General features: G+C 63.9%; 20 protein-coding genes. 12 read left to right on the forward strand and 8 right to left on the reverse strand.

Going from position 1 to position 22651, the window contains the following annotated elements; translation table 11 throughout:
• Positions 1-30: 30 nt before the first annotated feature.
• Together relA and rlmD are read right to left on the reverse strand one after the other, a co-directional pair.
• Positions 31-2241, reverse strand: coding sequence for a GTP diphosphokinase (relA, locus tag ACPW75_RS16425; protein ID WP_077096100.1), 2211 nt, complete (start codon positions 2239-2241; stop codon positions 31-33).
• 254 nt (positions 2242-2495) lie between these two features.
• On the reverse strand, positions 2496-3818 hold the full coding sequence (rlmD, locus tag ACPW75_RS16430; protein WP_077096101.1) for a 23S rRNA (uracil(1939)-C(5))-methyltransferase RlmD: 1323 nt from the start codon (positions 3816-3818) through the stop codon (positions 2496-2498).
• 153 nt (positions 3819-3971) lie between these two features.
• On the opposite strand from rlmD, the gene barA reads away from it, so the two are divergent.
• The 3 genes from barA to ACPW75_RS16445 all read left to right on the forward strand — a co-directional run bounded on the left by barA (position 3972) and on the right by ACPW75_RS16445 (position 8159).
• Complete coding sequence (barA, locus tag ACPW75_RS16435; RefSeq protein ID WP_043165792.1) at positions 3972-6683, forward strand: two-component sensor histidine kinase BarA; 2712 nt, start codon at positions 3972-3974, stop codon at positions 6681-6683.
• Positions 6684-6755: 72 nt separating this feature from the next.
• A complete protein-coding gene (locus ACPW75_RS16440; RefSeq protein WP_077096102.1) occupies positions 6756-7235 on the forward strand; it encodes a DUF1456 family protein in 480 nt (159 codons plus the stop codon).
• Between the two features lie 3 nt (positions 7236-7238).
• A complete protein-coding gene (locus ACPW75_RS16445) occupies positions 7239-8159 on the forward strand; it encodes an N-acetylmuramoyl-L-alanine amidase (RefSeq protein ID WP_077096103.1) in 921 nt (306 codons plus the stop codon).
• A 69-nt stretch (positions 8160-8228) separates the two neighbouring features.
• Here ACPW75_RS16445 and ACPW75_RS16450 read toward each other — a convergent pair whose 3' ends face one another.
• Positions 8229-9026, reverse strand: coding sequence for a DeoR family transcriptional regulator (locus tag ACPW75_RS16450; protein WP_005309410.1), 798 nt, complete (start codon positions 9024-9026; stop codon positions 8229-8231).
• 272 nt (positions 9027-9298) lie between these two features.
• Between ACPW75_RS16450 and kbaZ the strand changes: the two genes are divergently transcribed.
• From kbaZ to ast, 9 genes are all read left to right on the forward strand, one after another.
• Positions 9299-10612 (forward strand): tagatose-bisphosphate aldolase subunit KbaZ, encoded by a 1314-nt coding sequence (kbaZ, locus tag ACPW75_RS16455; RefSeq protein WP_077096104.1) that lies wholly within the window; start codon positions 9299-9301, stop codon positions 10610-10612.
• Between the two features lie 12 nt (positions 10613-10624).
• Positions 10625-11794, forward strand: a complete 1170-nt coding sequence (locus ACPW75_RS16460; RefSeq protein WP_077096105.1) for an SIS domain-containing protein — start codon at positions 10625-10627, stop codon at positions 11792-11794.
• Positions 11794-12267, forward strand: a complete 474-nt coding sequence (gene agaV / locus ACPW75_RS16465) for a PTS N-acetylgalactosamine transporter subunit IIB (protein WP_043160451.1) — start codon at positions 11794-11796, stop codon at positions 12265-12267. Before ACPW75_RS16460 ends, agaV begins: the two co-directional genes overlap by 1 nt.
• Positions 12268-12282: 15 nt before the next feature.
• Complete coding sequence (agaW, locus tag ACPW75_RS16470; RefSeq protein WP_042051145.1) at positions 12283-13059, forward strand: PTS N-acetylgalactosamine transporter subunit IIC; 777 nt, start codon at positions 12283-12285, stop codon at positions 13057-13059.
• Positions 13049-13927, forward strand: coding sequence for a PTS N-acetylgalactosamine transporter subunit IID (agaE, locus tag ACPW75_RS16475; protein ID WP_017410651.1), 879 nt, complete (start codon positions 13049-13051; stop codon positions 13925-13927). The genes agaW and agaE overlap by 11 nt, the downstream gene beginning before the upstream one ends.
• Before the next feature lie 46 nt (positions 13928-13973).
• Entirely contained in the window at positions 13974-14408 is a 435-nt protein-coding gene (gene agaF, locus ACPW75_RS16480; RefSeq protein WP_010635027.1) for a PTS galactosamine/N-acetylgalactosamine transporter subunit IIA, read from the forward strand.
• Positions 14409-15608, forward strand: coding sequence for an N-acetylglucosamine-6-phosphate deacetylase (gene nagA / locus ACPW75_RS16485; RefSeq protein ID WP_077096106.1), 1200 nt, complete (start codon positions 14409-14411; stop codon positions 15606-15608).
• Entirely contained in the window at positions 15599-16453 is an 855-nt protein-coding gene (locus ACPW75_RS16490; RefSeq protein WP_077096107.1) for a tagatose bisphosphate family class II aldolase, read from the forward strand. The genes nagA and ACPW75_RS16490 overlap by 10 nt, the downstream gene beginning before the upstream one ends.
• 101 nt (positions 16454-16554) lie before the next feature.
• Positions 16555-18465: a thermostable cytotonic enterotoxin Ast gene (gene ast / locus ACPW75_RS16495; RefSeq protein ID WP_077096108.1), complete on the forward strand. Its 1911-nt coding sequence runs from the start codon at positions 16555-16557 to the stop codon at positions 18463-18465.
• An 85-nt stretch (positions 18466-18550) separates the two neighbouring features.
• Here ast and pdxJ read toward each other — a convergent pair whose 3' ends face one another.
• From pdxJ to lepB, 5 genes are all read right to left on the reverse strand, one after another.
• Positions 18551-19288, reverse strand: a complete 738-nt coding sequence (gene pdxJ / locus ACPW75_RS16500; protein ID WP_016349522.1) for a pyridoxine 5'-phosphate synthase — start codon at positions 19286-19288, stop codon at positions 18551-18553.
• A 162-nt stretch (positions 19289-19450) separates the two neighbouring features.
• Positions 19451-20158 (reverse strand): DNA repair protein RecO, encoded by a 708-nt coding sequence (gene recO, locus ACPW75_RS16505; RefSeq protein WP_039214654.1) that lies wholly within the window; start codon positions 20156-20158, stop codon positions 19451-19453.
• On the reverse strand, positions 20159-21058 hold the full coding sequence (era, locus tag ACPW75_RS16510) for a GTPase Era (RefSeq protein ID WP_011704750.1): 900 nt from the start codon (positions 21056-21058) through the stop codon (positions 20159-20161).
• The gene (rnc, locus tag ACPW75_RS16515) at positions 21055-21726 is read right to left on the reverse strand and encodes a ribonuclease III (RefSeq protein ID WP_044799232.1); all 672 of its coding nucleotides are present in this window, start codon (positions 21724-21726) and stop codon (positions 21055-21057) included. Before rnc ends, era begins: the two co-directional genes overlap by 4 nt.
• A complete protein-coding gene (gene lepB, locus ACPW75_RS16520) occupies positions 21727-22650 on the reverse strand; it encodes a signal peptidase I (RefSeq protein WP_016349520.1) in 924 nt (307 codons plus the stop codon). It lies immediately after the preceding gene.
• Position 22651 lies beyond the last annotated feature (1 nt).

The following is a 22651-nucleotide window of genomic DNA, read 5'->3' on the forward strand; positions in this document are numbered from 1 at the left end:
GGTCGGTCACGAATTGGTTGTTGATGACAATCAGAGGCGCTTGGCGCTGATCACATCGTTGAGCTGACTGAGCTTGGCCAACGCCCGGTTGAAGGCGTTGATGTTGTAAATCTCCAACTCCATGTCGATCTCGGCGGTCTGCTCGCGCACGTTGGAGCGCGAACGCACCCCCATCACGTTGATCTTCTCGTTGGCCAGCACGGTGGTGATGTCGCGCAGCAGGCCGGAGCGGTCGTTGGAGAGGATGCGGATGGTGAGGCCGTAGCCGCCGGAGTAGTTCTCCCCCCATACCGCGTCGATCAGCCGCTCCGGGTTGCGACGGGAGAGCTCTTTGAGCTGCTCGCAATCCTCCCGGTGGATGGAGACGCCGCGCCCCATGGTGATGAAACCCTGAATACCGTCCCCCGGAATGGGCTGGCAGCAACGGGCGATATGGGTCATCAAGTTGCCGACCCCTTCCACTACGATGTGATCCTTGGGCTTGGGCCGGAACGGCACGTTGGCCTTCTGCTCCAGCTTCTCCAGCAGGCGGCGATCTTCCTCTTCCGCCGTCGGCTTGTTGTAGCGGGTGTCCAGGTAGTTCAGCAGCTGGTTGATGCGGATGTCGCCACTGCCGATGCCGGCCAGCAGATCTTCCAGCTCGTCGGCATGGAAGCGCTCCAGCACCACCTTGTCCACCTTGGAGAGGGTCAGGTTGTGCCTGTCCAGCTCCTTCTCCAGCAACTCCTTGCCGGCGGCGATGTTCTTGTCCCGATCCAGCTTTCTGAACCAGGTGGCCACCTTGGCCCGCGCCCGGCTGGAGCGCAGGAAGCCGGAGTTGGGGTTCATCCAGTCGCGGCTCGGGTTCGGCTCCTTCTGGGTGATCACCTCCACCTGATCGCCGGTCTGCAGCGCATAGGTGAACGGCACGATGCGGCCGTCAATCTTGGCGCCGATGCAGCGGTGGCCGATCATGCTGTGCACGTGATAGGCAAAGTCGAGCGGGGTGGCGCCCGCCGGCAGATCGATCACATCCCCTTTCGGGGTGAAGACGTAGACCCTGTCCTCGAACACCTGACTGCGCAGATCTTCGAGCAGGGAGCCGCTCTCGGAGAGATCTTCCTGCCAGGCGAGCAGCTTGCGCAGCCACTCGATCTTGTCTTCGAAGGTGTTGGCCTTGCCGCCGGCCTGCGCCCCTTCCTTGTAGCGCCAGTGCGCCGCCACGCCGAGCTCGGCATCCTGGTGCATCTGGTCGGTACGGATCTGGATCTCCACCGTCTTGCCCTCGGGCCCCACCACGACTGTGTGGATGGACTGGTAGCCGTTGGGTTTGGGGTTGGCGACATAGTCGTCAAACTCACGGGGGATGTGGTGGAAGTGGGTATGAACGATGCCGAGCGCCGCATAGCAATCCTGCAGCCGCTTGGTCACCACCCGCACCGCCCGCACGTCGAACAGTTCGTTGAATTCGAGGTGCTTCTTCTGCATCTTGCGCCAGATGCTGTAGATGTGTTTCGGCCGGCCGTAGACCTCGGCCTCGACCCCCGCCTCTTTCAGGGCATCGCGCAGGGACTGCACGAACTCGCGGATGTAGCGCTCCCGATCGAGCCGCTTCTCGTCGAGCTGCTTGGCGATCTGCTTGTAGGTATCCGGGTGCAGGTAGCGGAAGGCGAGATCTTCGAGCTCCCACTTGAGCTGACCGATGCCGAGCCGGTTGGCCAGCGGGGCGTAGATGTTGGTGATCTCCTGGGCCATCAGCACCCGGGTCTCTTCATCCGCCTTCTTCGCTTCCCGCAGGCAGGCTATCCGCTCCGCCAGCTTGATCACCACGGCGCGCACATCCTCGACCATGGCGAGCAGCATGCGGCGCACGTTGTCGACCTGTTCCGGCGAAGTTTCGCTGCGGTGCAGGGTCTGCAGGGAGCGGATGGCCTCCATCTCCAGCACCCCTTCCACCAGCTTGGCGATCTTGGGGCCGAAGTCCTCGTCCATCCGCTCCTGGCTGATGAGACCGGCTTCGACGAAGGGGTAGATGATGGCGGCCTTGAGGGTGCCGAGATCCATGCTGAGCATCAGCTGGATGCCCACCATCTCGACCCCGCGGACCAGCAGGCGGTTGGTGAGCGCTTCGTCACCGAGCGTCAGACAGTACTGGTAGACGGTTCGCAGCTGATCTTTGTCACTGTCACTCAGGGTGAGCGAGCTGACCCACTCCTCCAGGGTGAAGTTGTCTTTCAAATGAATATCGCGAACCGCAACCATGGTATCAATCCTTTAAATTATTGGGCCGAAGGCTGTCGCCCCCTCCCCCTCATGAGAATGCCTCAAATGGGGATATGCGGAGATTTTTTCAAGGCATATTGTCAAGAAAGACAATAGAGTTCTCCGCCAGCCCCTGCCGATTTACGAGGGTCTAGATTACCCCAATCATGGCCGCCCAGACAGCGTTATGGACCGGGCAAATGCCACGCAACCTGGCGTTTGGCCATAGCGTTTCATCTGCCCCGCAGCGCCCGTTACTTGCGCTCGAACAGCGCCATGGACTCCAGATGGCCGGTGTGGGGGAACATGTCGAGCATGCCGAGGCGCACCAGCCGGTAGCCCCCTTTCACCAGCACCTGGCTGTCGCGCGCCAGGGTGACCGGATTACAGGAAACGTAGACCACCCGTCTGGGTGAAAGTTTCACGACGTGCTCCATCACCTCGAACGCACCCGGGCGGGCAGGATCCAGCAGCACCAGATCGAAGCCTTCCCGTGCCCAGGACATGCCGGCGATGTCGCCGCTCAAGTCCGCCTTGTAGAAACGGGCATTGCTGATGCCGTTGCGACGGGCGTTCTCTTCGGCGCGCGCCACCATAGCCAGCTCCCCTTCTACCCCCACCACTTCGCGGGCCTGACGGGCCAGCGGCAGGGTGAAGTTGCCGATGCCGCAGAACAGATCGAGCACCTTGTCATCCTTGCCCGCCTCCAGCCAGCAGAGCGCCTGCTCCACCATGCGCTGGTTGACCGGCGCGTTGACCTGAATGAAGTCACCGGGAGCGAATGCAAGAGACAGGCCATCCAGCGAGTAGGAGGGCGCAAACTGCTGGTGCAGCGGCTCAATCTGCTCGTCGGCCGCCTGCAGATAGAGGTCGATCCCCTGCGTCTTGGCAAACTCGATCAGTTGCGCCCGATCAGCCTCGGTCGGCCGGCCGGTATGGCGCAGCAGCATCAGGATGCCCTGCTCGGCCTGAATGAGTTCCGCATGGCCCAGCTCGCGCTGGCTCTTGAGGCGGTTGAGACACTCACGCAGCGGGCTGATCAGCACGGAGAGCGGCTCGGCCAGCACCGGACAACCGCCGATCTCCACCAGATCATTGGACTGGCGACGACGAAAGCCCACCCGGGTGCAGCGGCCGTTCTTGTCGAACTTGATGGCCAGCCGGCAGACCCGGCGATAGGCGCGGGACTCTCCGCCCAGCACGGGCTCGAGCGCCGGAGGCTGGATGTTGCCAAGCCGCTCGAACAGGCTGACCAGGCCAGCCTCCTTGGCGGCGCGCTGATCTGCTTCGGCCAGGTGCTGGGCACTGCAGCCGCCGCACTCGCGGTAGTGGCTGCAGAAGGGGGCGATACGATTGGCCGCCGGGGTCACCACCTGTTGCAGGGCGGCGTGGGCATACTGCTTCTTGTCTTCAAGGATGCGGGCCTTGACCTGCTCACCGGGCAGCGCCCCTTCGATGAAGATCGCCTTGCCCTGATGGCGGCCGATCCCGACGCAGTGGTGATCCAGGCTGTCTACCGTAAATTCAATGCGTTGGGGCTGGGTGGATTTCTTTTGGGGCTTGAAAAACTGGGCCATAAAACTTGGTGCCTATAGGTGGCTATGTCATGATTGTGGAATCTGCAGCAGGCTATTGTCCCACAAGAATAATAGTATGACCAAATACGGCCTGTGGGCCCGCTCCCGCTCGTTTACGCCATTGCCAACCCTGCTCATCGGGGGACCATCCGCATGACCAAATACGGCCTTCGGGCGCGTGTGCTGGCCTTTACCATCTTGCCGACCCTGATCATCGGCGGCCTGATGGCCGGCTATTTCACTTTCCACCGCTATCAGCAGCTGGAAAACAACCTCATCGATCAGGGCATCAACATCATAGAGCCGCTGGCCATCGCCAGCGAATACGGGATGACCCAGCACAGCCGCGAGTCGCTCAAGCGGCTGATCGGCCTCACCCACCGCAAGAACTCGCCGCTCATCAAGTCCATCGCCGTCTTCACCCAGGACAACCAGCTGTTCGTGACGTCCAACTACCACAGGGACTTCACCCGGCTGCGGCTGCCGGACGGCAGCCAGATCCCCGAGCTCACCAGCGTCACCCTCTATGGCGACGACATCATACTGCGCACCCCGATCCAGGCCGAGACCAGCATGGATGGCTTCCCGCTGCCAAGCGACGTGGAGCCGCCGATGATCGGCTACATCTCCATGCAGATGACCACCGACCGGGCCATGATCCTGCAATACCGCGACACCTTCTTCGCGGTGATCATGGTGCTCATCGGCATCGCCTTCAGTACCCTGTTCGGCTTCAGGCTGGTCAAGAGCGTGACCCAGCCCATCACCGACATGGTGCAGGCGGTGCACAAGATCAGGGAGGGGCGGCTCGATACCCGGGTCAGCGGCCAACTCACCGGCGAGCTCGACATGCTGAAAAACGGCATCAACGCCATGGCCAAGGCGCTCTCGGAATACCACGAGGAGATGCAGCAGAACATCGATCAGGCCACCTCCGACCTGCGCGAGACGCTGGAGCAGATCGAGATCCAGAACGTCGAGCTCGACATGGCCAAGAAGCGGGCGCAGGAGGCGGCGCGGGTCAAATCGGAGTTCCTCGCCAACATGTCCCACGAGCTGCGCACCCCGCTCAACGGGGTCATCGGCTTTACCCGCCAGCTGCTCAAGACCAGCCTGACTCCGAGCCAGACCGACTACATGCAGACCATCGAGAAGTCGGCTCGCAACCTGCTCGGCATCATCAACGACATCCTCGACTTCTCCAAACTGGAGGCGGGCAAGCTGCAGCTGGAGCACATCCCGTTCAGCCTGCGCGACACTCTCAACGAGACCATGCACCTGCTCGGCCCCAGCGCCCACGACAAGCAGCTGGAGCTCTCCCTGCAGGTGGATGCCGAGGTGCCGGACTACCTCACCGGCGACCCCATGCGCCTGCAGCAGGTGCTGACCAACCTCACCGGCAACGCCATCAAGTTCACCGAGCACGGCAACGTGGATGTGCGCATCGAACAGATCGGCAGTGCCAGCGGCAGCAAGGTGCGGCTCAACGTGCTGATCCGCGACACCGGCATCGGCATCTCGGAAGAGCAGCAGCGCCAGCTGTTCCAGGCCTTCAACCAGGCCGACTCCTCCATCTCCCGCCGCTATGGCGGCACCGGCCTCGGCCTGGTCATCACCCAGAAGCTGGTACAGCAGATGGGTGGCCAGATCCGGTTCGAATCGGAGCTCGGCAAGGGGTCGGTCTTCTCCTTCAGCCTGGATCTGGAGGTCTCTCCCCTGCCCCAGACCGACAAGCTGCCGCTGGATCGCATTCAGGGCAAGCGGGTCTGGCTGCTGGAGCCGGATCCCTTCAGCCACTCGGCCCTCTGTGCTCTGCTGGCGGAGTGGCAGCTGGAGGTGCAATCCCTCGCCAGCGACGCCCCCTGGCCCGACATGAGCAGCCAGGACATGGTGATCATCGGCAGCGGTACCCAGCACAGCCCGCAGCAGGTGGTGGCGCGCCTCGACGGGCTGGATCGCCAGCAGAACACCATAGTGCTGCTCAGCAGCCACGAACCTTCGCTCTACGAGGCCATGCTGGCCCACGGCGCCCAGCACTGCCTCTCCAAACCCATCAACCATCGCAAGCTGCTGCACGCCCTGCTCTCCCCCGAGGCGGTGCGCAGCGCCCCGCTGCCGACCCCCTCCCCGCGCAGCGTGCAGGAGATCAAGGTGCTGGCGGTGGACGACAACGCCGCCAACCTCAAGCTCATCGCCGCCATGCTCAAGGAGATGGTGAGCCAGGTGGTGGTGTGCAAGAACGGCAAGGAGGCGGTCAGACTGGCCCAGAGCCAGCCGTTCGACATCATCTTCATGGATATCCAGATGCCGATCATGGACGGCATCAGCGCCACCCAGGCGATTCGCAGCCAGTCCCTCAACACCGAGACCCCCATCGTCGCGGTCACCGCCCACGCCATTCCCGGCGAGCGGGAGCGGCTGATCCGCCAGGGCATGGACGACTACCTGGCCAAGCCCATCGACGAGGCCATGCTGGCCAAGCTCATCACCGACTTCGCCCATCGTCGCCACCAGAATCACGCCAGCCAGCAGATCGACTGGTCACTGGCGGTGCGTCAGGCGGCGGGCAAGCTGGATCTCGCCAAGGAGATGCTGACCATGCTGATGGCCAGTTTCGACGAGGTGGATCCGGTGCTGGAGGCGGCGCTTGCCGGCCAGGTGGAGGATAGCGAGGTGTTGGCCCAGCTCCATCGCCTCAATGGCGGCTGCGCCTATTCCGGCGTCCCCGGCCTGCAGCGACTGCTCTCCCAGCTGGAGCAGCAGCTGCGCGACGGGGTGCCGGTGGCCGAACTCGAGCCCGAGCTGCTGGAGCTGCAGGATGCGATGGAGCAGGTACGCCAGGAGGCACCACGCTATCTATCCTGAACCGGGCAACCCGCTTTTTCTGACGCGGGCCCCGCCAGATGGTAAAGTTGCGCCGTTTCCACAGGAGTCGACATGACCAACAACGATATTTTGCGCCGCCTGCGCTACGCCCTCCGCATCAGCAACGACCAGATGGTCGACATGTTTGCCAAGGGCAACCTGACCGTCACCCATGCCCAGCTGCACAGCTGGCTGATCAAAGAGGCGGAGGAAGGGGAAGAGCAGGAAGCGGGCTTTGCCGCCTGTCCGGATTCGGCCCTGAGCCAGTTCCTCGACGGCTTCATCCTGGTGCGCCGTGGCGCGCGGGAAGATGCGCCGGCCCAGGTGATCCCGAACCGGATCAACAACAACATGATCCTGCGCAAGCTGCGCATCGGCCTCAACTTCAAGGAAGAGGACATGCTGGGCACCCTCAAGCTGGCCCACTTCAACCTCTCCAAGTCCGAGCTGAGCGCCCTGTTCCGTTCACGGGACCACAAGCACTATCAGGATTGCGGGGATCAGATCCTGCGCAACTTCCTCATCGGTCTCACCGCCAAGTATCGCGGCTGAACCATGGGCCGGCGTCTGCACTCACCGTCATCCCGCCAGCAGGCGGCCGGTGGGTGGCGCCGGCCATGGCAACTGGGTATTCTCTTCCCGGACACTCGTCGCTACGGGTTTGCGCTCTGCCTCGCCCTGCTGCTCTGCGCCTGCCAGCCCGCCCCCTATCGGCTCAACAACGACTATCAGAGCGCCAGCCAGAACGAGCGCATCGCCTTTCTGATCCTGCACTACACGGACGAAGACGATGGCCACTCCCTGCGCCTGCTGACCGAGCCGGCCCATCAGGTGAGCGCCCACTACCTGATCCCGCGCGATACCCATGAGCGGCCGCTGCCGGTCTACCAGCTGGTGCCCGACAGCCAGCGCGCCTGGCATGCCGGCCGCAGTCGCTGGCATCAATATGCGGGGCTCAACGCCAGCTCACTCGGCATCGAGATCGTCAACCTCGGCTACCCGCCAGAAGATGAGCTGCAGCCCGCCCACCAGCGGCGCTGGCAGCCCTACACCCAGGCACAGATAGCCGCCCTCGGCGCCCTCACCCGCAAGCTGGTCGAGCGCTACCAGATCCCCCCCACCCAGGTGCTGGCTCACAGCGATGTCGCCCCCGAGCGCAAGCAGGATCCCGGCCCCCACTTCCCCTGGCGCGAGCTGGCCCTGCACTACGGGGTGGGAGCCTGGCCCGACGAAACCCGGCTGGCCGAATTGCGCCAGCAGCCGGCACCGGCCTGGGATGCCCTCGGCTGGCAGCAACGGCTGGCCCGCTACGGCTACGGCGTCGCCCCGAGCGGCAGCTGGGACGAGCAGAGCCGCGCCGCCCTGCGCGCCTTCCAGCTCCACTTTAGGCCCGCCCTGGTCAGCGGTGAAGCGGATGCCGAGAGCCAGGCCATCCTCACTGCCCTGCTCGAGCGTTATTTTCCCGAGCAACGCTGAGTTTCGTCACCGAACACAAAAGAGGGACGCCGCGGCGTCCCTCTTTTGCATTCTCCGTCGAGTGCCTGCTCAGGCCTCCACCAGCAGCACCTCTATCCCGGCCTGACGCAGACCGGCCAGGGTCTCGGCCGCAATGGCGTCGTCGGTGATCAGGGTGTGGATACGCCGGGTATCGATGATCTTGTGCAGGCTCAGCCGGCCAAACTTGCTGGAATCGGTCACGACGATGATCCGCTCGGCCACGTGGCACATGCAGCGGTTGAGCCTGGCCTCGTCTTCGTGATGGGTGCTGACGCCGCGCTCCAGATCGATGCCATCCACCCCGAGAAACAGCAGATCGAAGTGATAGTTCTGCAAGGAGAGATCCGCCTGGGCGCCGTAGAAGGAGAGCGACTTGCGGCGCAGGTGACCCCCCGTCATCAGCAGCTCCACCCCTTCCGCCTCCAGCAGGGCATTCGCCACGTTCATGCCGTTGGTCATCACCACTATCTCCTGGTGATCGCGCAGGTGGCGTGCCACCTCCAGGGTGGTGGTGCCCGAGTCGAGAATGAGGCGGCAACCCGGCTGCACCAGGCTCGCCGCCATGGCGCCGATGCGCTGTTTGACCGGAGTGTTGAGCACGCTCTTGTCGGCGATGGTGCGCTCGGCCACCGGCTGGCCGGATTCACACAACAGGGCGCCACCGTAAGCGCGCACCGCCACCCCCTGTTTCTCCAGAAATGCCAGATCGTTGCGGATGGTGACGGTAGATACCTGATAGTGGCCGGCCAGCTCGTTGACCTGAACGCTGCCATTGCTGCGCAGCTGCTGAATGATGCGCTCCCGTCGCTCGCTGGTGCCGAGCACGCTCTTTTCGGTGATTTGCATAGTCTCTCTGCCGGAGTCCTGTGGTGAAAGTAGAGCTTTCACTTCGTTACGTTTCCCTATTAACACTCAGCCTCGATGGCAAATCAAGCTTTCATTGAATTGAAAAGTGCCGTCAGACTCCCTAAAACAGCCACAACACTTTCGATTCATTTCTTTTTGTGATCTTGCTCAAGATGTGAACACGCTTTTATTTCGTTTCGAACGCCGTACGCCTAGGGTAAAGAAAGATATCGAAAGCAAAGCATCTTGTTCAGGCCAAGAGGAAGAGGGAAATGAAATCAATGCTGGATCTGGTCGCACAACACAAGCAGGGGGAGCAGGTCGGGATCTACGCCGTCTGCTCCGCCCATCCGCTGGTGCTGGAGGCGGCCCTGCGACTGGCGGCGCAAGGGGATCAGCTGCTGCTGGTCGAGGCCACCTCCAATCAGGTGGATCAATTTGGCGGCTACACCGGCATGACGCCGGCCGATTTTCGCGACCTGCTGCACCGGCTCGCCGCCGAATGCCGCTTTCCCGTACAGCGGCTGGTACTGGGTGGGGATCACCTCGGCCCCAACCGCTGGCAGAGCGAGCCCGCCGCACAGGCCATGGCCCATGCCGAGGATCTCATCGCCAGCTATGTCGCAGCCGGCTTCAAGAAGATCCACCTCGACTGCAGCATGTCCTGCCAGGGGGATCCGGTGCCGCTGACCGACGAGCTGGTGGCGGCGCGCGCCGCCCGGCTGGCAAACGTGGCCGAACAGACCGCCATCCGGCAGTTTGGCCACAGCGACCTGGTCTATGTGATTGGCACCGAAGTGCCGGTACCGGGCGGCGCCCACGAAGAGCTGGCCGAGCTGGCTGTCACCACGCCGGAGGCGGCGCGCCACACCCTGGTCGCCCACCAGCAAGCCTTCGAGCAGGCCGGACTGGCCCAGCTCTGGCCGCGGGTGATTGGTCTGGTGGTGCAGCCCGGCGTGGAGTTCGACCACACCCACGTCATCGACTACCGTCCCGAGCGGGCCGCCCCCTTGAGCCGGATGATCGAGGCCTATCCCCATCTGGTGTTCGAGGCCCACTCCACCGATTACCAGACCCCGGACGCCTACCGCCAGCTGGTGCGCGATCACTTCGCCATCCTCAAGGTCGGCCCCGCCCTCACCTTTGCCCTGCGCGAGGCACTGTTTGCCCTCGCCGCCATCGAGGAGGAGCTGGTGGTGGCCAAGTCCTGCTCGGGCCTGCGCCAGGTGCTGGAAGAGACCATGCTGGATCGCCCCGACTTCTGGCGCAGCCACTATCAGGGCAGCCCCAACGAGTGCCGGCTGGCCCGCGGCTACAGCTACTCCGATCGCATTCGCTACTACTGGCCCGACAGCCGGGTCGACGACTGTTACGCCCGGCTGCTGGCCAACCTGGCCGCCGAACCCATTCCCCTGCCGCTGCTCAGCCAGCACCTGCCGCTGCAATACCGCAAGGTGCGCCAGGGCACGCTGTCGCCCCGGATTCACGACCTCATTCTCGATCAGGTGCAGGAGGTGCTGCGCCAATACGCGGCGGCCTGCAGCGCCGTCCCCGCCAGCCACTCCCGGCTGACCCCGGTTGTATAAGGAGTTGTAGAGATGATCCTTGGTTATCCAGAAGAGACGCTGCGGTCGGCCAACGGCCTGGCCACCGCCCGTGAAATTCGCCAGCAACCCGCCACCTGGCGGGAGACCCTCACCATGGTGGAGGAGTGCCGCGCCACCATAGAGCGCTTCCTGCTGCCCCTGCTGTCACGAGGCAACCTGCGGGTGATCCTGACCGGAGCCGGCACCTCCGCCTTTGCCGGCCGCGCCCTCGCCCCCTATCTCAGTGCCCGCCTCAACGGCCGCTTCGAGGCAATCGCCACCACCGACATCGTCACCGATCCGGGCGAATACCTGGCACAGGACTGCCCGACCCTGCTCATCTCCTTCGCCCGCTCCGGCAACAGCCCGGAGAGCGTGGCGGCGGTCGAGCTGGCCAGCCAGCTGCTGAGCGAGTGCCACCACCTGGTGCTGACCTGCAACGGCGAAGGGGAGCTCTATCGCCGCTGTCAGAAGGATGCCCGCTCCCTGGCGCTGCTGATGCCGCCCCAGACCCACGACCGCAGCTTTGCCATGACCAGCAGCCTGACCAGCATGATGCTGAGCTGTCTGGCGGTGTTCCTGCCACGCCAGTTCAACCCGATCGCCAGCCAGCCGCTCATCGCGCTGGGGGACGCCATTCTGCCCCAGGCCGAACTGAAGGTGCCCGAGTGGGATCGACCGCTGCCGGAGCGGGTCATCTACCTTGGCAGCGGCAGCCTGCAGGGGGTGGCCCAGGAGGCAGCCCTCAAGCTACTGGAGCTCACCGCCGGCCAGGTGATGGCCATGCACGACTCCCCCACCGGCTTTCGCCACGGGCCCAAGTCGGCCATCAATCGGCAGACCCTGATCGTGCTGCTGGTGTCCAACGATCCCTATACCCGCCAGTACGACCTGGACCTGCTCGGCGAGCTGCGCCAGGACGGCCATGCCGCCCGGGTGGTCGCCCTGGCCGACCGGCCGGATCCGCTCATCAGCGCCGGCGAACACATCTATCTGCCCACCCCCCTCAACGGTGACGACGCCGAGCTGGCGCTCTGCTACCTGCTCTACGCCCAGTACTACGCCTTCCACACCGCGCTGGTGCTGGGCATCACCCCGGACAACCCCTGCCCGAGCGGGCGGGTCAACCGGGTCGTGCAGGGGGTCAACATCTATCCGTTCAACCAGCAAGGAGGCGTCTGATGCCGAACATAGTGCTGAGCCGTATCGACGAGCGCCTGATCCACGGTCAGGTCGGCGTGCAATGGGTCGGCTTCGCCGGCGCCAATCTGGTGCTGGTGGCCAATGACGAAGTCGCAGAGGACCCCATCCAGCAGAACCTGATGGAGATGGTGCTGGCAGAGGGCATCGCAGTGCGCTTCTGGCCGCTGCAGAAGGTGATCGACAACATCGGCAAGGCCGCCGATCGCCAGAAGATCCTGCTGGTGTGCAAGAGTCCGGCGGACTTTCGCACCCTGGTGGAGGGCGGGGTGCCCATCCCCCGCATCAACGTCGGCAACATGCACTACGCCGACGGCAAGCGTCAGATCCACAAGACGGTATCGGTGGACGAGTCGGACATAGCGGCGTTTCGCGCCCTGCAGGACGCCCACGTCACCTGCTTTGTCCAGGGGGTGCCGACCGAACCGGCACAGGACATTTTCAACCTCATCTGATTAAGGACAATTGTGATGGAAATCAGTTTGTTGCAAGGGCTCTTGCTGGGCATGCTGGCGTTCTTCGCCGGGCTTGACCTGTTCAACGGCCTGACCCACTTCCACCGGCCCGTGGTACTGGGCCCGCTGGTGGGCCTGATCCTCGGCGACCTGCCCACCGGCATTCTGGTGGGCGGCACCCTGGAGCTGGTCTGGATGGGGCTGGCCCCGCTGGCGGGGGCGCAACCGCCCAACGTCATCATCGGCACCATAGTCGGCGCCACCTTCGCCATCACCACCGGGGTCAAGCCGGATGTGGCGGTCGGGGTCGCAGTGCCGTTCGCGGTGGCGGTCCAGATGGGGATCACCTTCCTCTTCTCGGTGATGTCGGGGGTCATGTCCCGCTGTGACCGGATGGCGGAACAGGGGGATGTGCGCGGCATCGAGCGGGTCAACTACCTGGCGCTGCTGGCGCTCGGCTCCTTCTACTTCCTGTGCGCCTTCCTGCCCACTTACTTCGGGGCCGAACACGCCAAGAGCGCCATCGACGTGCTGCCCGCCCGTCTCATCGACGGCCTCGGCGTCGCCGGCGGCATCATGCCCGCCATCGGCTTCGCCGTGCTGCTCAAGATCATGATGAAGAACGTCTACATCCCCTACTTCATCCTCGGTTTTGTTGCCGCCGCCTGGCTCAAGCTGCCGGTGCTGGCCATCGCCGCGGCCGCCCTGGCCATGGCTCTGATCGATTTCATGCGCAAGGACCCGGCGCCACAAGCCCGCCCCATCCAGGAGGAAACTGAAGATGGCATCTAACAACACCGCTACCCGGCTGACCCAGGCGGCCGAGCCGCAACCGACCCGCACCGTCTCCGACGACGTCTACGAAGATCAGCAACTCGGGGCCGAGCTGACCCGCCAGGACATCAACCGCTTCGCCTGGCGCTCCCTGCTGCTGCAGGCCTCCTTCAACTACGAGCGGATGCAGGCCTCCGGCTGGCTCTACGGCCTGCTGCCGGCACTGCAAAAGATCCACACCAACCCCAAGGATCTCTCCCGGGCGATGAAGGGGCACATGGGCTTCTTCAACACCCACCCCTTCCTGGTCACCTTCGTGATGGGGATAGTGCTGGCGATGGAGCGCTCCAAGCAGAACGTCAACAGCATCCAGAGCACCAAGATCGCGGTCGGTGCCCCGCTAGGCGGGATCGGCGATGCCATGTTCTGGCTCACCCTGCTGCCCATCTGCGGCGGCATCGGCGCCGACCTGGCCCTGCAGGGTTCCATCATGGGGGCTGTGGTCTTCTTCCTGCTGTTCAACCTGGTGCACTTCGGCCTGCGCTTCGGGCTGGCGCACTACGCCTACCGCATGGGGGTGGCCGCCATTCCGCTCATCAAGGCCAACACCCGCAAGGTGGGCCATGCCGCCTCCATCGTCGGCATGACTGTGATCGGCGCCCTGGTCGCCACCTATGTGCGGCTCGGCACCACCCTGGAGATCACCGCCGGCGATGCGGTGGTGAAACTGCAGGCGGACGTGCTCGACAAGCTGATGCCCGCCTTCCTGCCGCTGCTCTACACCCTGGCCATGTATGGGCTGATCCGCCGCGGCTGGAGCCCGCTGCGCCTCATCGTCATCACGGTCGTGCTCGGCATCGTCGGCAAGTTTGCAGGCTTCCTCTAATCCGGTGCCGGCACCAGGCCGGCCCTTTGCTGTAAAGGAACAGATTATGTTGGGCATCATCATTTGCGGACACGGCGGCTTCGCCAGCGGCATGGAACAGGCCATGCTGCAGATCCTCGGCGAGCAGGAGGCGGTGGTCGCCATCGACTTTCCCGAGTCCTCCACCACGGCCCTGCTGCAGGATCAGTGCGAAACCGCCCTGACCCAGGTTGAGCGAGGGGATGGGGTGGTCTTTCTGACCGACCTGCTGGGGGGAACCCCGTTTCGGGTCGCCTCCACCCTGGCGCTGCGCCAGCCCGGGCGGGAAGTGGTCACCGGCACCAATCTGCAGTTGCTGCTGGAGATGGTGATGGAGCGCGGCGAGCTGACCCCGTCCCAGTTTCGCGAACAGGCGCTGTGCTGCGGTCATCGCGGCCTCACCAGCCTGGTGGACGAGCTGGCGCGCGAGCGGGCCGAGACGCTGGCCGAGGAGGGGATCTAGATGGCAGAGCGGATCCGCGCCCACCGCCTGCTGACCGAGCAGGGCTGGCTGACACATCAGGTACTGACCCATGAAGGGGGCGTCATCACCGCCATCGGCCCCATCCCGGCCGACGACCCGGTGCGGGAGGTCGAGCTGCTGGTGCCCGCCCTCATCGATGGCCATGTTCACGGCGGGGCCGGCGTCGACGTGATGGACGAGGCGGCCGACGCCCTGGCCCGCCTCTCCCTTGCCAAGGCGGCGGAAGGGGTGGGCGCCTTCCTCGCCACCACGGTCACCGCCCCGCTGCCCGCCATCCTCAGCACCCTGGGTCGCATCGCCGATGCCATGGCGAGCCCCCTGCCGGGCGCGCAACTGCTCGGCAGCTATCTGGAGGGGCCCTACTTCACCCCTGACAACAAGGGCGCCCATGATCCGGCCCTGTTCCGGGAGCTGGATCTGGCGGAGCTCGACCAGTTGCAACAGGTGGCACGAGGCACCCTCAAGGTGGTCGCCCTCGCCCCCGAGAAAACCGGGGCGCTGGCCGCCATCCGTCATCTCAAGCAGATCGGCATCCGGGTGATGCTGGGTCACTCCGCCGCCGACCATGACACCACCATGGCGGCGCTGGCGGCGGGGGCCTCCGGACTGGTGCACTGCTTCAACGGCATGCGCGGCCTGCACCACAGAGAACCCGGCATGGCCGGCGCAGGCCTGGTGCATCCCGATGCCTGGCTGGAGCTCATCGCCGACGGCCACCACGTCCATCCGTGCGTGCTCAGACTCTGCCACTGCTGCGCCAGGGATCGCCTGCTGCTCATCACGGATGCCATGCGCGCCGCCGGCATGCCGGACGGTCACTACCTGCTCGGCGACTACCGGGTGGAGATGAAGGACGGAGTGGTGCGCACCGAAAGCGGTGGCCTGGCGGGCAGCACCCTCACCCTGCTCGGCGCCGTGCGCAACATGGTGCAGCTGGCCGGCGTGCCACTGGAGGAAGCCATCCGCATGGCTTCGCTGGCACCGGCCCGGATGCTGGGGATGGAACATCGCCTCGGCTCGCTGGCCGTCGGCAAGCAGGCCAACCTGCTCGCCCTGACCGCGGAACTCAATCAACAACATATCTGGGTGACGGGCCGGGAGATCCTCCCCGCCCCTGCCACGCTCTCTTTCCCTGAAGCTGGTGCCCGCCAGGGTGCCAAGGAGTCCTCATGTATCTGATCTCGTCCCACGAAATGCTTAAAGATGCCCAGCGCCGCGGCTATGCGGTGCCCGCCTTCAACATCCACAACCTGGAGACCGTCGAGGTGGTGGCCCGCACCGCCGCCAAGCTGAACTCCCCGGTGATCCTGGCCGCCACGCCGGGCACCTACCGCCACGCGGGGGTCGAGTACCTGGTCTCCATCTGCGCCTCGGCCGCCCATCAGTACCGCATCCCGCTGGTACTGCATCTGGACCACCACGAGGACGAGCAGGATATCCACTACAAGGTCGAGGCCGGCATCCACTCCGCCATGATCGACGCCTCCCACCTGCCGTTCGAGGAGAACGTCGCCAAGGTGCAGCGGGTCGTCACCTTCTGTCACCGCATGGGGGCGAGCGTGGAGGCCGAGCTGGGCCAGCTCGGCGGGCAGGAGGATGACCTCATCGTGGACGCCGCCAACGCCCATCTGACCGACCCGGACAAGGCGGCCGAGTTCGTGGCGCGTACCGGCATCGACTCCCTGGCCGTCGCCATCGGCACGGCCCACGGCCTCTACAAGGAGGAGCCGCGCCTAGACTTCGAGCGCCTCGCCGCCATCCGGGCCAGGGTAGCGGTGCCGCTGGTGCTGCACGGCGCCTCCGGCATTCCCGACCGGGACGTGCGCCGCTGCATCGAGCTCGGGGTGTGCAAGGTCAACGTGGCCACTGAGCTCAAGATCGCCTTCTCCGACGCCATGAAGGCGTTCCTGGCCTCTCACCCCGACGCCAGCGACCCGCGCCAGTATCTGGTACCCGCCATGGCCGCCATGGAGGAGGTGGTCGCCGCCAAGATCCGCACGTGCATGAGTGACGGCAAGCTGTAATCCCAAAGGCGGGCCCGCTGCGGCGAGCCTGCCTCCATCCTGGTATCACAGGTGAGGTCTGCCGACTCACACCTCACTCACATCAACACGTGGAGACAACCATGCACGCACGTACCGCCATGACGCTGCTGCTCATGCTGACCCCCTTCGCCCAGGCCGAAACCCTGTCGCTGGAGGGTGACCAGTACCGTATCAAGGTCGAAACCGATGCCGGCAAGTTCCGGGAGCTGACCTTCACCAATACCGCCAACGGCGATCTCATTCGCTCAGACAACCTGTTCGACATCAAGGGGACGGATGATCGGCTGACCCCCTCCGCCGACTTCAGGGTCACCGCATTCACCAAGAGCGACGACCGGATCGAGATGGCGTTGGAAAATGCCGACTTCGTGGTCAAGAGCGCCATCCGGCTGGGCCGGGACAAGCGCTACGCCAGCATCGACTTTGCCCTCGACACCCTCAAGAACGGCAAAAAGATCAACGGCTTCTCCATGCTTCCCTTCCACTCCCAGGCGCCGTTTGTCTATGGCGCCATCAACAGCTCGCCCATCGTCAGCGACAGCTTCTTCATTACCCCCCAGAATCCGCTGGTCAATACCCGGGCCTACGAGGGTGGCGTCAGCCAGCTGATCCCGCTCAAACTGCCGCTCACCGAAGGCAAGCCGCTCAGCTATCGCACCTATGTCGGCACCTTTGGCGAGGGTCAGCTCAGACGCGACTTCAACCGCTTCCTCAACGAGGCCCGCGATCGCCCCTACGCCCCCTACCTGCATTACAACTCCTGGCTCGACATCGGCTTCTTCAATCCCTATACGGAGGCCGAGGCACTCAAGCGCATCGATCAGTTCGGCGAGGCGCTGATCAGCCGGCGCGGCGTGCCCATGAACGGCTTTCTGTTTGACGACGGCTGGGACGATCGACTGGGCAACTGGGGTTTCAGCAAGGATTTCCCCAACGGCTTCAGCAAGCTCAAGCGTGCGGCCGAACGCTACCATGCCCAGCTCGGGATCTGGCTCTCCCCCTGGGGTGGCTACAACAAGCCAAGGGATGAGCGGGTCTCCCATGCCGCCGAGTTCGGCTATGAGCTGAGCGATGGCAAGTTCGCCCTCTCCGGCCCGGTCTACTACCAGAACTTCCACCAGAAGGTGATCTCGCTCATCAAGGATCAAGGGGTCAGCCACTTCAAGTTCGACGGGACCGGCAATGCGGACAAGCTGATCGAGGGGAGTCGCTTCACCAGCGACTTCGATGCCGCCATCCATCTGATCGCGGATGCCCGGGCCGCCAATCCGAAGGTGTTCATCAACCTGACCACCGGCACCACCGCCTCCCCCGCCTGGCTGTTCTTTGCCGATTCCATCTGGCGCGGCGGCGATGACATCAACTTCTACGGACCCGGCTCCAAAGTACAGCAGTGGATCACCTACCGGGATGCCGAGACCTATCGCTCCATCGTCAAGAACGGCCCCCTGTTCCCGCTCAACTCCCTGATGCTGCACGGGCTGGTCTATGCCAAACAGGCCAAGCATCTGGATCGGCAGTCACCGCAAGACTTCGCCGATCAGGCCTGGAGCTACTTCGCCACCGGCACCCAGTTGCAGGAGCTCTATCTCACGCCGGAACTGCTGAGCGGCCAGAACTGGGACCTGCTGGCCAAGGCGGCTCTCTGGTCGCAACAGAACCAGGCCGTGCTGTTCGACAGCCACTGGATCGGTGGCGACCCCACCCTGCTGGCGGTGTACGGCTGGGCGGCCTGGAGTCCGAGCCGCGCCTTCATCACCCTGCGCAATCCCTCCAGTAAGCCGCAGACATTCCTGCTGGAGCCTCAGCGCCAGCTGGAGATCCCGGCGGGCGAGGCTACCCGCTTCACGGTGCAGCCGCGCTACGGCAGCAATGCCAGCGTGCCGGCCACCCTCGATGCCCCCAGTCTCATCACCCTGGCGCCGCTGGAGCTCATCACCCTAGAGCTGACCCCGGCAGGAGCCAAACCCGCGGCTGCGAAAAAGTCCTGACCCAGACCAAGTTTGACCTGACAAAAAGGGACGCCGTGGCGTCCCTTTTCTCTTCGTGCCACGGGGCCCAGCCCCTGCCTGCAGATCAGATCCCCTGACGGGCTTCCTGCATCAGCAGGCGCATGTCGCTGACCGCTTTGGCCAGGCCGTCGAAGGCGGCGCGGCCGATGATGGCGTGGCCGATGTTGAGCTCATAGAGCTCGGGGATGGCGGCGATGGCCTTGACGTTGTGGTAGTGCAGGCCGTGGCCGGCATTGACCTTCAAGCCCTTGCCGGCGGCGTAGGAGGCACCGGCGGCGATGCGCTTGAACTCGGCGTTGCGCTCGGCATCCGTGGTGGCATCGGCGTAACGACCGGTGTGGATCTCGATGAAGGGGGCACCGCTCTCGGCGGCAGCATCGATCTGCAGCGGATCCGCATCAATGAAGAGGGATACTTGAGCGCCGACAGCCGCGAGGCGGGCCACCGCATCGGTCACCTTGTCCAGCTGGCCAGCCACGTCCAGACCACCCTCGGTAGTCACCTCGGTGCGCTTCTCCGGCACCAGGCAGACGAAGTGGGGCTGGATGCGGCAGGCGATACCGATCATCTCTTCGGTCACCGCCATCTCCAGGTTCATTCTGGTCTGGATGGTCTGGCGCAGGATCTCCACGTCACGGTCGGTGATGTGACGGCGATCTTCGCGCAGGTGCACAGTGATGCCATCGGCACCGGCCTGCTCGGCCACGAAGGCAGCCTGTACCGGATCCGGGTACTGGGTGCCGCGGGCGTTGCGCAGGGTGGCGATGTGATCGATGTTCACACCCAGATAGATTTCACTCATTGAGGACTCCTTGAAACTCTTCGCTGTTAACTGTGCAACTGCCGCCTTGGCGCCAGCGCCGATATCCATATGTCACGTGTGTGGCAGCTCGTAGGTTCGATTAGCGCAGCGTAATCGGACCTAGGTAACATTCTTGCCGTGTTGGTTAACGCCGCAGGGCGGTTAACCCAAGCTATTACGGCGTTTTAAAAACAGCTCCCGGCTCTTCAACTGGCGCCGCCCCAGATAGGGCTGCAGCGCCAGCCGGCTGAAACGCTTGGCCGCCTGCAGCAGGGGCGGACTGTCGAAGCGCCCCTCGGCAAAGGCCAGCAGGTGCGCGCCGAGAAACAGGGTACGGGGATCCGGCGCCCGCTCGCAAGCGACAAAGCCCAATTCACGCTCGAAGCCGTAGAGCAGCTCGGGCTGGATCGGCGACTCGTCGTCGGCGGCATATTCGAAGTCCACCGCGTAGCCGAGCGCCTGCAGCAGCAGGAATTCGAAGCGGCGCAGGGGCAGCTCCGGCGTCTCGCCGTCGGCCAGCGCCATGATGGCGCGGGCATAGGCGTCAAACACTTCGGGGAACGGGGTGTGGGCTTCCAGCAGGTAGTAGACTAGCTCGTTGAGATAGAGGCCGTAGAAGAGGCGATCGCCGCCGAGCCGCAGGGAGTGATCCGGGCACTCGACCTGGGTGAGATTCTTGAGATCGCCCTTGCCGCGCCAGGCGATGGTGAGCAGGGTAAAGGGTTGCAACAGCCCCTTCAGAGGCGAGCGTGGCCCGCGGGAACCGCGAGCCACCAGAGTAAAACGGCCACTATCCTGGGTGAAAACCTCGACCAGCTGGCTGGTCTCCCGATAGGGCCGACTGTGGATGACGAAAGCCGGGGTCAGCAATCAGTCGTCACCGTAGCCGAGACTGCGCAGGGCGCGCTCGTCGTCAGCCCAACCGGATTTGACCTTGACCCACAGCTCCAGGTGAACCTTGTTCTGGAACAGCCGCTCCATGTCGAGGCGCGCCTCGGTGCCGATGGTCTTGATCTTCTCGCCCTTGTTGCCGATGACCATCTTCTTCTGGCCATCGCGCTCCACCAGAATGAGGCCATGGATGTGGTAGAGACCGTTCTCCTCCACCTTGAAGCGCTCGATCTCCACCGTCACCGAGTAGGGCAGCTCCTCACCGGTGAAGCGCATCAGCTTCTCGCGGATGATCTCGGAGGCCATGAAGCGGGAGGAGCGGTCGGTCACGTAGTCTTCCGGGAAGAAGTGGACGTTCTCCGGCAGCAGATCCTTGGCCCACTCGCGGATCTTCTCCACGTTGGTGCCCTTCTCGGCACTGATGGGCAGGATGTGGGCAAAGTTCATCTGCTGGCCCAGCCACTCGAGGTGCGGCAGCAGATCCTCTTTCTCCTTGACGTTGTCGATCTTGTTGACCGCCAGCACCACAGGGCACTTGAGGTGGCGCAGCTTGCCCAGCACCATCTCGTCGTCCTTGGTCCAGTGAGTCCCGTCGACCATGAACACCACCATGGCCACGTCCCCCAGCGAACTGGTGGCGGCGCGGTTCATCAGGCGGTTGATGGCCCGTTTCTCTTCGATGTGCAGACCCGGTGTATCGACATAGATGGTCTGGTAGTTTTCCTCGGTGTCGATCCCCAGAATCCGGTGACGGGTGGTCTGGGGCTTCTTCGAGGTGATGCTGACCTTCTGGCCAAGCAGCTTGTTGAGCAGGGTGGACTTGCCCACGTTGGGGCGGCCCACGATGGCGACAAAGCCGCAGTAGGTGGTATCTGTCATGACAGTTTTTCCAATGCTTGCTGCGCAGCGGCCTGTTCGGCCTTGCGACGGCTGGTGCCGACCCCGACCAGCGGACCATCCAGGCCTTCCACGTCACACTGGACGGTGAACTCCTGGTTGTGGGCTTCGCCCTTGACGTTGGTCACTGTGTAGGTCGGCAGGGATTTGCGGCTTCCCTGCAGAATTTCTTGCAGACGGGTCTTGGGATCCTTCTGTTCTATGCCCGGCTTGATCTCTTCCAGGCGGCTGGCGTACCAGCCCAGCAGCAGTGTCCGTACCGTCTCAAGATTGGTATCCAGATAGACGGCACCGATCACCGCCTCGACCGTGTCGGCCAGAATGGATTCACGGCGAAAACCGCCGCTTTTCAGCTCGCCCGGCCCCAGGATCAGGTGATCCCCGAGGTCGAACTCCCGGCCCAGTTCGGCCAGGGTCTTCTCGCGTACCAGAGTGGCGCGCATCCGGCTGAGATCCCCTTCCGCCGCCTGCGGGAAGCGGTGGAAGAGATCATCGGCAATCACCAGACTCAAAATGGAGTCACCCAGGAATTCCAGTCGCTCGTTGTGACGGGAACCGGCGCTGCGGTGAGTCAGCGCCCGGGTCAGCAGTTCTTGATCCTGAAAGACATGCCCGAGACGGGACTGCAGTCTGTTCATCTTGATATTCATTTACTTGATTCCGCCAATGCGGTTGAAGCGCACCCCTGTCGGTACCCAGCTTGGCAGCAGGGAGCCTTCTTCGCGCTCGAATTCAAAACTTATCCAGATAGCGACCGCCTTGCCGACCAGGTTCTGCTCGGGCACGAAGCCCCAGAAACGACTGTCGGTACTGTTGTCACGGTTGTCACCCATCACGAAGTACTGGCCTTCCGGCACCACCCATTCGTCTGGGTAGGTGCCGGGCTGGCGGTAGTAACGGCCGACCATATCGGGCATCAGCGGGTTGCGCAGGGTCTCGTGAGACACCTCGCCCAGCTGCTCGGTATAGCGGTCAAGCGGGATCCCCATCTGGGTAAATTCACCCCTTTGTTCAAACTTGACGTCGAGCTTCTGGAAGCCCGGGCACGTTTTCCCTTCCTGCTCATCGCACTTGGGCCGGATCATCAGTTCCTTGTTGCGATAGATGACCCGATCCCCCGGCATGCCGACCACCCGCTTGATGTAGTCCACCCGGGTATCCAGCGGATACTTGAACACCACCACGTCGCCGCGCTTGGGCTCACCGGTCTCGAGGAACTTGGTGTTGGTCACCGGATCCTTGAGGCCATAGGCAAACTTCTCCACCAGGATGAAGTCGCCCACCAGCAGGGTGGGCATCATGGAGCCCGACGGGATCTGGAACGGTTCAAAGATGAACGAACGCAGGATCAGCACGAGCGTGATGACCGGGAATACCCCGGCGGTCTGTTCGATCCAGACCGGCACCGGCGCCACCTTGGCCAGGGTTTTCTCGTCCAGATGGGCGCCGCCGTGGGCACGGGCCACGGCAATCTTGGCGGCCCGCTGCTTGGACCAGATCATCTTGTCCAGACACCAGATAACACCGGTGATCGCGCAGACCACCACCAGGATCAGGGAAAACGTGCTTGCCATC

The sequence above is a fragment of the Aeromonas sp. FL131 genome, assembly GCF_049860615.1.
Classification (GTDB): Bacteria; Pseudomonadota; Gammaproteobacteria; order Enterobacterales; family Aeromonadaceae; genus Aeromonas; species Aeromonas hydrophila.